The organism is Intestinirhabdus alba, from assembly GCF_009711095.1.
Taxonomy (GTDB): domain Bacteria; phylum Pseudomonadota; class Gammaproteobacteria; order Enterobacterales; family Enterobacteriaceae; genus Intestinirhabdus; species Intestinirhabdus alba.
Genome location: NZ_WMJZ01000070.1, coordinates 1 through 5,587, shown reverse-complemented (window position 1 = coordinate 5,587; position 5,587 = coordinate 1). Strand labels below are relative to the sequence as shown.

7 protein-coding genes and 1 pseudogene are annotated in these 5,587 nt (G+C 50.0%); all 8 read right to left on the bottom strand.

The window, feature by feature from the left end; all coding sequences use genetic code 11:
- Nucleotides 1–878 (bottom strand): replication initiation protein (locus GJV78_RS22110; RefSeq protein WP_155110234.1); only part of this gene is annotated, 878 nt, incomplete at its 3' end.
- Between the two features lie 191 nt (nucleotides 879–1,069).
- Entirely contained in the window at nucleotides 1,070–1,354 is a 285-nt protein-coding gene (gene nadS, locus GJV78_RS22105; protein WP_065801906.1) for a NadS family protein, read from the bottom strand.
- A gap of 1 nt (nucleotide 1,355) precedes the next feature.
- A complete protein-coding gene (locus GJV78_RS22100) occupies nucleotides 1,356–1,688 on the bottom strand; it encodes a type II toxin-antitoxin system RelE/ParE family toxin (RefSeq protein ID WP_000017531.1) in 333 nt (110 codons plus the stop codon).
- A gap of 460 nt (nucleotides 1,689–2,148) precedes the next feature.
- Nucleotides 2,149–2,634, bottom strand: a complete 486-nt coding sequence (locus GJV78_RS22090; RefSeq protein ID WP_139103748.1) for an MbeB family mobilization protein — start codon at nucleotides 2,632–2,634, stop codon at nucleotides 2,149–2,151.
- A 370-nt stretch (nucleotides 2,635–3,004) separates the two neighbouring features.
- Nucleotides 3,005–3,154: pseudogene (locus GJV78_RS24210) on the bottom strand (plasmid mobilization relaxase MbeA); the annotation flags it as partial.
- 157 nt (nucleotides 3,155–3,311) lie between these two features.
- Nucleotides 3,312–3,638, bottom strand: coding sequence for a MobC family plasmid mobilization relaxosome protein (locus tag GJV78_RS22080; RefSeq protein WP_038885858.1), 327 nt, complete (start codon nucleotides 3,636–3,638; stop codon nucleotides 3,312–3,314).
- A gap of 230 nt (nucleotides 3,639–3,868) precedes the next feature.
- Nucleotides 3,869–4,510 carry an MAE_28990/MAE_18760 family HEPN-like nuclease gene (locus GJV78_RS22075; protein WP_155110232.1) on the bottom strand — a complete coding sequence of 214 codons (642 nt, stop codon included), beginning with the start codon at nucleotides 4,508–4,510 and terminating at the stop codon, nucleotides 3,869–3,871.
- Nucleotides 4,507–5,568 carry a DUF262 domain-containing protein gene (locus tag GJV78_RS22070; protein WP_065801902.1) on the bottom strand — a complete coding sequence of 354 codons (1,062 nt, stop codon included), beginning with the start codon at nucleotides 5,566–5,568 and terminating at the stop codon, nucleotides 4,507–4,509. Before GJV78_RS22070 ends, GJV78_RS22075 begins: the two co-directional genes overlap by 4 nt.
- Nucleotides 5,569–5,587 lie beyond the last annotated feature (19 nt).

Here is a 5,587-nt window from a genome sequence, read left to right as displayed (position 1 = left end):
TTTTTTTTTCTAAAGTAAGTTGCACGACTTATTCCTAATGAAACCCATGGTTTATTCAGTGATGGCCTACCTCCTCCCTTACTTCGTTTTCCTCTTAAAGACTGTATTTCCGATGTATGCGTCTTTTGAACATAATCATGAAATGTTTCGGTGGTAAATTTATTGATTGTCCATTTAGCAATGCTTTGTGAGATCCCTTGAACTTCCTTATCGTCAAGAGGAATAGAAAACTGAAGATTATAGGCGCATGCGCGTTCACAACAAGCCTGCAACCACTGCTCATACTCAGGCCAGCCCTGACGGATAGCGCGGTATGCCCACCTGCGGGTTTTATCGAACAGGGTGCAGTTACGGCCTAAGCCGTAGTCAGCGACGATTTCTCTATCATTCGCAGCGTTCAGGTCGAGAAAATCAGCCAGCCAGTCCAGCGTGTAAAGTTCCGGCTGCCACACGGCAATTTTCCAGTGCCCGTGGTTCGGATTTTTACAGATTAGTCCCGAATACCCCGCGTCAGCCTCTAATTTTTTACGCAGCGCGTTCTCCACGGCGGCGGCGTAGCGCAGCGGCTTCATTTTTCCGTCCGGCGCGGTACGTACAGAGGTTTTCAGCGCGTACAGCAGGTGCGCGTGTCCGTTGTCGGGGTTGGTGATCGTCAGTGTCGGCGCGGGGGCATTGCGGTCGCTCCAGTCAATAGCGGCACCGGCGCGATCGACGTCGAATCCCAGCCAGAACATGGCGTGAGGCTGATTGAACTGGATGTATTTCGCCAGAATGGCGCGTTCCTTACCGGCAATGCGTACACCAAAGTGCAGATCGTCCGAAAAGTACGGCTTGTGCGGTAAGCGGTCGTTGAAAAGTTCGAGTACTGCGTTATTCAATTCGCCCTGCGCTTATGGCGGGCTGTTGTCTGGCACGTTTCATGTGCTAATATCCTTTCAAGGTTTCGACCTGGCCCTGGTTATCATGCGATCCGCCAAGATATGACATGATTTCCGGGGCTTTGTTTTTTCTGTTGCCGTTAAATTACACGCGAACGGCCTCGCCTGTCGAATCCTTCTGTCACAACGGCTTAGTGCGCCGCCAGTTCCTGGAAGAATTTCGGGTTCGCCTGGATGGTTGCCAGTACCTTCGCCGCCAGTCCGGTCGGGTTACGGCGTCCGGTTTCCCAGCTCTTGATGGTGTCGAGGCTGGTTCCCAGCACTTTCGCCATCTCGCTCTGAGATACGTTCAGCTGTGCCCTGATGGCTTTCACGTCTGCCAGCTCGTAACGGGTGACGCGGGCAGGCTCTCTGACGCCGTTTTTGATTTCAATGGCTTCTTCCAGCGATGCTTTCAGCTCGTCAAAAAAACTCATGTCACACCTCGTCTTTCAGTTGTTGGGTCAGCGTCTTCAGCGCGGCTTTTTCCGCGTCCGTCAGGCTGTCTTTGGTGCTTTTCGGGTAGGCCATCACCAGATAGATCACCTCGGCGGTGGCCAGAAAGTAAATCACCCTCACGCTGCCGCTTTTTCCCTGGTTGCCCGTCGCCATCCTGATTTTGCGCAGCCCGCCGGTTTTCTGAATGAGATCGCCTTTGTCCGGCGACTCAATCAGCGTCTTTTGCAGCTCCCTGAGTTCTTCATCCGTGGCGATCTGTTTTATCTGACGGGTAAACATCGGGGTCTCGATAAACTCAATCGCGTGACTCACGGCTGTCTCCTGTTTTCAATGGCGTACATAGTACACTTAATTCTGATTCCGGAAAAGCCGTCACAAAGCCGTCACATAGAGGGACCATAGTAGCGGGTCGGTTTTTTCTGCGGCTCTGGCTGCTGCTCACGCAGCTTCTCGGCGTAGGCGCGGTCGTGCTGCCTGATCAGCGCATCAAGCGGCTGACGCTCCTGCTCAAGCTCTCGACCTGCGCGCGCAAGCTGTCCACCTGACTGCTCAAGTGCTGACACACCCTGTCGCTGTGCGCCAGCGCCTGTGAGGTAGCCTCGAACATGTGCTGCAAACTGCTGTAGCTGTCCTGCCACGCCTGCTGCTGTTGCTCGTAGCCTGTCTGTAAGCTCTCTAAGGCGCTCAGAAGCTGTTTTTCCATCTCGGTCATGGTTTTGGTCGTCCTCAGTGTTAAAAACGCGCTGTGCCGTTTCAGAGCGCTCTGGAGGGGTTATTTCGCCGTGTATTTCACCACGGTGTTGTCGGTCGTCGACGTGTAGGTTTCCACGCCGTGCGCCTGCTTCGGCAGCACCACCAGGTAGGTGTTCCGGCGCGTGTCGTCGCTGTAAATCGTCACGCCCGCGCCGCTTTTCGCTTTCAGGTTCGCCAGCTGCTGGCTGTAGCTGTCCATCTCGCTCAGGCGCGAAGTGATGATCGTGCCCTGAAACCAGATTATCCCGCCCATTATGCCGATCAGCAGGGCGAAGCAGATGAATATCCACGCCATTGCTGTTGAGACTGACTTCCTGAGCATGCCCGTCAGCCTGCCGTTCTGCTCGCGGATAGCGTTGCTGATGCTCTGCGAGCTTGATTGCAGTTCCGCGCTGATAGACGTCTCCAGCCTCGCGAACTCGCGCTTCACGCTCTGCTCGGTATCCTGCGCCTGCTGCTTCGATTTCTCCTCGAAGCCCTTCGCCAAATTTAAAATCTCGCTCATATATCATTCCTTTCAGCCGGATATTTCGGCCGCCGTCCGGGTCGGCAATGCTGATGCTGCTTTTCGTTTCCCGCGCCACGGTCAGGCCGTAGCTTTCCAGCTGCGTCACCACGTCCTGCCGGCTGCGGATCACCCCCTGCTGCATCAGGTTCATCAGGCCGGCGGTGATTTTCTCTGCCGCCTGCTGTTTGTCGCGGGGCAAATCGCTGGCCTGCGTCAGCGGACGGCGGTAGGTTGGGTCATTCGGGTCGCGCAGCCCCAGTCGGTCGTTGGTCAGGGTCTGCCAGGCGTTGACGCGGGGACGGTCGGCGCGGTCAAAGTAGGGTTGCAGGCGTTTTCCACTCTGCAATTCGATGTTCGGGATGACAAAATTCAGCTCAAGCCGTCCCTTGTCACGGTGCTCCACCCACAGGCAGGCGTACTGGTCGCGATCAAGGCCGGTCAGCAGCGTGTGCTCCCATTCGTCCATCAGGCGCGATTTCTCAGCGTCTGCAATGTCCGGCTCCTGAAATGACAGCACGCCGGAAGTATAAGCGCGTGCAAAGTCGCAGCCGTCGATCAGCTCGCGCACATGTTCAGGGTTGCCGCGCAGCACGCTGGCCTGTTCACGCTGCCGGTCTTTACCCAGCAGGTAATCCACCGGCCCACTGCCGGAACCCGCACCTCGTGAGTGAATTTTAACGATCACGGTTCTGCTCCAGCAAGTCGCCAAGCTGCCGGTCAAGGCTGGTCAGTACGACGAGCAGCGAGGCACGTTCAGAAGGCGTCAGGGAATCAGCCTGGTTCAGGCGACGGGCGATCTGGTTCAGGTTATTGCCAATCCCGCTGACCTGGCGCAGCAGTTCGGGCGCCACCTCAGGCACACGGCGCTTGCGGGAGGTGTGTTCACCCAAACCGAGCTGACGCAGCCACTCCGCAAGGTGAGTCCGGTCGCAGCGATCAAGCAGTCGCTGATGCTCGGTTTCGGTGAGCCGGATTTTGATCTCTTTCGTTCGCTTTTCCATAGGCTCCGCTGAGAAAGAATTCGCACCACCGTGAGAATTTTTCGCAGTGGATGCCAGGGGTTTCGGGGGGCGGCGAGCCCCCTGAACCAGTCACGGTGGCACCTCGTTAGAGGGGACGCTGTGTGTACTGGCTTGAAGTAAAGTGCAGTATGTCAGATTTTGTGCTAGCTGCAAAAAAACAGCCCTCTCTGGAGAGGGCTGTTATCTGATATAGGTTGTTTAGTCTCACGCTAGATTTGAGCAAGGAACTTACGCTGTTGCAAAAAAACATCGGCAAAGGAGATGAAATCAAGCAAAGCTTCATTCACCGAATTTTGCACTTCTCTCAGTTTTTTGTTTGTGACTTGTAAGCCAGCCTCTGATATGGACTGTTCACCATGCGCAATTTTGTTTCTTTTATTCTTCACTAATAGAAGATGCTCAGAATTACCTTTAACACTACCCACACTGATGCCATAACTATTGAAAACCTCTCTTATCTTATAGCAATCCAAATTACCGGAAAAGACAGTCTTTACCTTTTGGTATTCACTTAGATATGGGAAAGAAAGATTGGAAGAGGCAAAATCATCAGCTAGCTTCCTCTTTCTTTTTATATTTAACTCACCATTTCCAAAATGATAGTGTAAGAATTTGTCTTTTATCTTTGGAGAAAGTTCAACAAACTTTCTCTTACTACATTCTTCATGAACCCTTTCAAGAATAGAGTAAATCGTAGCTTCAATGTTATTGTACAGTGCAACATAAAAACAGGATTTTAGGATCACGGTTATGTCTACACTTCCGTTAACGGAAGATACGGACTCAATGTGAGACAACAAAAAATCTACCGACTCACTCCTTTCTCGGAAATCTGCAGTCACGCTTCTCATTTTGAAAGCTCTATGATTCTGTTTTTAACAAAATCGATTCTTTTGTTGAGGTTCTCTGTTGAATGAGTCCTATACTGCCCAGTGGCTGCACGGCTAAAATCTCTATCAGTGAAAAAGTATTGAACCTCTATTTTCTTTTTCAATACAAGTGATGGGTTTTCTTCCAGTGCCAGATGAGTCCCTACCGAAATGGCTTCAAAAAGTATTCTCGATACATCTTGCCCCTGTTTCTTAGAAAACCCATATTTGAAGTTATCGCTTACGAAATTGACCATTCTTTCAAATTTTTCTCTTTTATCGTTCTTTTCCTGTTCAGTGAATGAATCACGCTTATCTCCCATGTAGTTATCAAGAGCCTTGCTGACACTCCGCGAAAACGTATTGAACTTAGGATAATGATCAACTAGAGCAAAAAACCTAAGTATTAACTCTTCATGCTCCTGCCTTTTTTCTACATTTTTAGAGAGGTGAACTATATTTTTGAACTTAACATTTTTAGCACATTCATTGTATATAAAGTCTGTGAATACGCCTCTATACACCCCCTTCCTGGTTTCCATATTCCTTAAAATGTCGCTCCCTTTATTTATTCTTTCAAAAAGGTCATTTTTCACTTCTTCGTTAGCAGCTTCGGAAAGAACAAATACAGAAATTGTAGTGTTGTTGAATTTCCTTCTTCTAGAAATATCAAAATCAGCGAAATGCATTCCGTTTAATTTCGTCACCTTATCTAAATTAGTTAGTTCAAGAGTTCCGTCAATGAATGCGTTTAGCGTTCTGATCCTTTGTGAACCATCGACTATTTCAAGGCGCCCACTTTTATTTTCCGCAACAAATATCGGTGGAACAGGCAACCCTAGGACTATCGACTCAATTAACTTTGACTGTCTTGCGTCATCCCACACAAAATCCCGCTGATAATCTGGGACATAAATTTCATTCTCATCATCATCCAATCCATTTTTATATTTACCTACCAGTAACTCAATCGTGTAATCCTTGCTATCATAGGCCACTGTCTTTTTAAGTTCTACTATTTGATTTTCTACGTCACTCATTTAAATCCCCTTTTTTTTT

Excerpts from the sequence above, each read along its gene's own strand:
- nadS (WP_065801906.1), bottom strand. The coding sequence starts at position 1,354 with ATGAGTTTTTTTGACGAGCTGAAAGCATCGCTGGAAGAAGCCATTGAA.
- GJV78_RS22090 (WP_139103748.1), bottom strand. The coding sequence starts at position 2,634 with ATGAGCGAGATTTTAAATTTGGCGAAGGGCTTCGAGGAGAAATCGAAG.
- GJV78_RS22080 (WP_038885858.1), bottom strand. The coding sequence starts at position 3,638 with ATGGAAAAGCGAACGAAAGAGATCAAAATCCGGCTCACCGAAACCGAG.
- GJV78_RS22075 (WP_155110232.1), bottom strand. The coding sequence starts at position 4,510 with ATGAGAAGCGTGACTGCAGATTTCCGAGAAAGGAGTGAGTCGGTAGAT.
- GJV78_RS22070 (WP_065801902.1), bottom strand. The coding sequence starts at position 5,568 with ATGAGTGACGTAGAAAATCAAATAGTAGAACTTAAAAAGACAGTGGCC.